The organism is Streptacidiphilus anmyonensis, from assembly GCF_000787855.1.
In the GTDB taxonomy this organism is placed as follows: domain Bacteria; phylum Actinomycetota; class Actinomycetes; order Streptomycetales; family Streptomycetaceae; genus Streptacidiphilus; species Streptacidiphilus anmyonensis.
In genome coordinates this window covers 1-3,557 of the sequence record NZ_BBPQ01000144.1, presented here as the reverse complement: position 1 = coordinate 3,557, position 3,557 = coordinate 1, and the positions used below count along the sequence as shown (strand labels likewise).

Sequence of the window (3,557 nt, the reverse complement as noted above, 5' to 3'; positions counted from 1 at the left end):
GGAGCCGGCCGTGGAGGTCTGGACTCGGCCGTGAGGTTTGGGGTTGGCCGTGGGGTCTGGGGTTGGCCGTGGTGTCAGGGCTCGGTGGTGGGGTCAGGCCTCGGCGGTGAGGGACGGCACGTCCCAGTCAACCGCGACGGAGGCGCGGTGGGCGTCCGGGAGCGCGGGCGGGCGCGGCGCCGGATTCGGGGTCGCCGAGAAGCGCGGCGCGGGACCGGGCTGGAGCAGCCCGTCGTGGCTTCCATAGCTGGCGCGGGCGCGCAGATGCGGGTGGTCCGCGGCCTCGTGCAGTGTCAGCACGGGTGCCACGCAGGCGTCCGTACCCTCGAACAGGGCGCTCCACTCCGCCTGGGTCCGGGTCGCGAACCGCTCGGTGATCAGCGTGCGCAGTTCGTCCCAGCGCGCCAGGTCGCGCTGCCCCGGCGCGTCCGGCGGCAGCTCCAGCAGCTTGACGAACTCGGCGAAAAACTGCGGCTCCAGCGCTCCCACGGCCATGTGCCGACCGTCGGAGGTCTCGTAGACCGCGTAGAAGGGAGCGCCGCCGTCGATGATGTTGACGCCCCTGCGGTCGTGCCAGCGCCCGCCCGCCATGAACCCCCAGAGCACGGAGGTGAGGTGGGCCGCGCCGTCCACGATCGCCGCGTCGACGACCTGTCCGGTCCCCGTCGCGCGGGCGTGGTGCAGGGCGGCCAGCAGCCCGACGACCAGGTAGAGCGAGCCGCCCGCGTAGTCCCCGAGCAGGTTGACCGGGATCGCCGGCGGCCCGTCCGCGGGCCCGACCAGGCCGAGTACCCCGGCCGTGGCGATGTAGCCGATGTCGTGTCCGGCGGACTGGGCCAGCGGTCCCTCCTGCCCCCAGCCGGTCATCCGCCCGTAGACGAGCGCGGGGTTCCGGGCCAGGCAGTGGGCGGGCCCGAGGCCGAGCCGTTCGGCGACGCCCGGACGGAACCCCTCGATCAGCAGGTCCGCGCGGGCGGCGAGGTCCAGCGTGCGGGCGACGCCCTCGGGGGTCTTCAGGTCCAGCACGACGCTGCGCTTGCCCCGGTTGGTCACGTCCAGCGCCGGATCGCCGCTGAGCGCCGACCCGCCGGGCCGGTCCACTCGCACCACGTCCGCGCCCAGGTCGGCGAGCAGCATCGCAGCGAACGGCCCCGGCCCGAGCCCCGCGATCTCCAGCACCCGCACTCCGGCGAGCGGCCCGGCGGGCGGCCCGGTCTGCGGCCCCGTGTGCGGCCCGGCGTCAGTGGTTGCGTCGTTCGGCATCGGGCCTCCACGTCGGCGTGGCGAGGACAGGTGTGACACGGATGCTGTCACAGTCCCGATGCTATGGAGTTGACTCGTCAGTAACAAGGGGGCCCGACGAGATGTTGGCCCCATGCCAGGCCGTCGCCTCGAGCGCGCGGCGTCGGGCGCGCGGCGGGCCTGCGGTATCCGCCGACCCTCGCCCGCTGGCCCGCCAGCCCGCTGGCCTGCGAGCCCGCCCGCCTGCCGACCTGCTCGGCGTGTCGGCGTGTCGGCCTGCTGGGCCGACTCGCTCACTTCTCGCGCAGGTCCACCACCCGGCGGATCTTGCCGACCGAGCGCTCCAGCGTCTCCGGATCCACCACCGTCACCTCGACACTGATCCCGACCCCGTCCTTCACGCCGCGCGCGATCTCCGCCGCGGCCGCCTCCCGCGCGGCGGGAGAGGCGTCCGGGCGGGCCTCCACCTCGACGGCCATCCGATCCAGCCGTCCGCTCCGCGTCAGCCGCAGCTGGAAGTGCGGTGCGATGGCGGGCGTGCGCAGCACGATCTCCTCGATCTGGGTGGGGAAGACGTTCACTCCGCGCAGGATGATCATGTCGTCCGAGCGGCCGGTGACCTTCTCCATCCTGCGGAACGCCGGGCGCGCCGTCCCCGGCAGCAGTCGGGTCAGGTCGCGCGTCCGGTAGCGGATCACCGGCATCGCCTGCTTGGTGAGCGAGGTGAAGACCAGTTCCCCGCTCTCGCCGGGGGGCATCAGCTCGTCCGTGACCGGGTCCACGATCTCCGGGTAGAAGTGGTCCTCCCAGATGTGCAGGCCGTCCTTGGTCTCCACGCACTCCTGCGCCACGCCCGGTCCGATCACCTCGGACAGCCCGTATATGTCGACGGCGTGGATGTCGAGGCGCTCCTCGATCTCGCGCCGCATCGCCTCGGTCCACGGCTCCGCGCCGAAGATCCCGATCCGGAGGGAGGTCCCGCGCGGGTCGATCCCCTGCCTCTCGAACTCGTCCAGGAGCGTCAGCATGTACGACGGGGTGACCATGATGATCTCGGGCTCGAAGTCCTGGATGATCTGCACCTGCCGAGCCGTCATCCCGCCCGACGCGGGGATCACCGTGCAGCCGGCCCGCTCCGCCCCGTAGTGCGCCCCGAGTCCGCCCGTGAACAGCCCGTATCCGTACGACACGTGCACCTTGTGCCCCGGTCGTCCGCCGGCCGCCCGGATCGAGCGAGCCACCACGTCCGCCCACATGTCGAGGTCGTCCTCGGTGTACCCGACGACCGTCGGCCGTCCCGTCGTCCCGCTCGACGCGTGGATCCGGCGCACCTGGTCCATCGGGACCGCGAACATCCCGAAGGGGTAGCACTCGCGCAGGTCGGCCTTGGTGGTGAACGGGAAACGCTCCAGATCGGCCAAGGTGCGACAGTCCTCGGGCCGTACGCCTTCCGCGTCGAACTTGCGGCGGTAGAGCTCGACGTTCTCGTAGGCGTGGCGGAGCGTCCACTGCAGCGAGCTCAGCTGGTGCGCGCGCAGTTCCTCGGGCGTGAGGCGCTCGCCCTTGTCCAGGAGATCGGCCGAGGGGGTAGGGATGGGGACGGGCACCGTCGGCCTCCTGCGTGCGCTTGCCAACCGAATGTTCGGTCGATCGTCCAACGGGGCGGGGGCGGTGTCAAGGAGGGTGGGGCGGGCACGATCGGAGGGAGGGCGGGGGTGCGGACGTGCGAATTGAAGAAACGTTCAACCCCTGCGATGGTGGCTGGGGGGCTTCCGGGAGAGAGTTCGAGGAGGTCGCGGTGGACCAGAACGATCAGCCGCTGATCAAGCGGGTCGCCGACGCGCGCGCCGCGCTTGCCGAGGCCGTCTCGGCACAGAATCCGGTCGGCCTCTCCCGAGCCCTGGACGAGCTGGAGGAGGCCCTGCGCCAGGCTCGCGAGGGCGGGATCGAGCTGCCGCCGGAACCCGAGGGCCAGGTCAGCTGAGGTGGCCGGGGCCGGGGCAGGGCTGACGAGGGATCACGTTCACTCGAACAGAATGACTAACTCGTTCGTGTAGGGAAGATGGCCCAGGTGGGTCATGGTGGAGGGTGTGGCGGGGTGTCAAACTTGTTCTATGGACGCCTCGATGTTCGGGGGCGGGTGTGAAGGTGGAGAGGCGTCCATGGGTGGGGGTTTTGCCTCGCTCGGGGATGCTTTTCGGGCCGACCCACTGACCCCTGTCTCTTCCCGCCAGTCTCCCCACTCCCTGTCCTCTTCCTCTTCCGCTTCCTCTTCCTCCTCCTCTGCTTCCTCTTCCTCTGTCTCGTCGGCTGTT

General features: G+C 71.3%; 4 protein-coding genes. 1 reads left to right on the top strand and 3 read right to left on the bottom strand.

Features of this window, described 5'->3' with window-relative positions; genetic code table 11:
- Positions 1-93: 93 nt before the first annotated feature.
- Both TR50_RS42040 and paaK read right to left on the bottom strand, forming a co-directional pair.
- Positions 94-1,263 (bottom strand): CaiB/BaiF CoA transferase family protein, encoded by a 1,170-nt coding sequence (locus TR50_RS42040; RefSeq protein ID WP_174514900.1) that lies wholly within the window; start codon positions 1,261-1,263, stop codon positions 94-96.
- Between the two features lie 272 nt (positions 1,264-1,535).
- Positions 1,536-2,849: a phenylacetate--CoA ligase PaaK gene (paaK, locus tag TR50_RS42035; RefSeq protein ID WP_162837983.1), complete on the bottom strand. Its 1,314-nt coding sequence runs from the start codon at positions 2,847-2,849 to the stop codon at positions 1,536-1,538.
- Between the two features lie 191 nt (positions 2,850-3,040).
- Here paaK and TR50_RS42030 point away from each other — a divergent pair, with 191 nt between their 5' ends.
- Entirely contained in the window at positions 3,041-3,226 is a 186-nt protein-coding gene (locus TR50_RS42030; protein WP_042435981.1) for a hypothetical protein, read from the top strand.
- 117 nt (positions 3,227-3,343) lie between these two features.
- Here TR50_RS42030 and TR50_RS49605 read toward each other — a convergent pair.
- Positions 3,344-3,557: hypothetical protein (locus TR50_RS49605; RefSeq protein ID WP_236654828.1), on the bottom strand; the 214-nt coding region annotated here is incomplete at its 5' end.

Excerpts from the sequence above, each read along its gene's own strand:
- TR50_RS42040 (WP_174514900.1), bottom strand. The coding sequence starts at position 1,263 with ATGCCGAACGACGCAACCACTGACGCCGGGCCGCACACGGGGCCGCAG.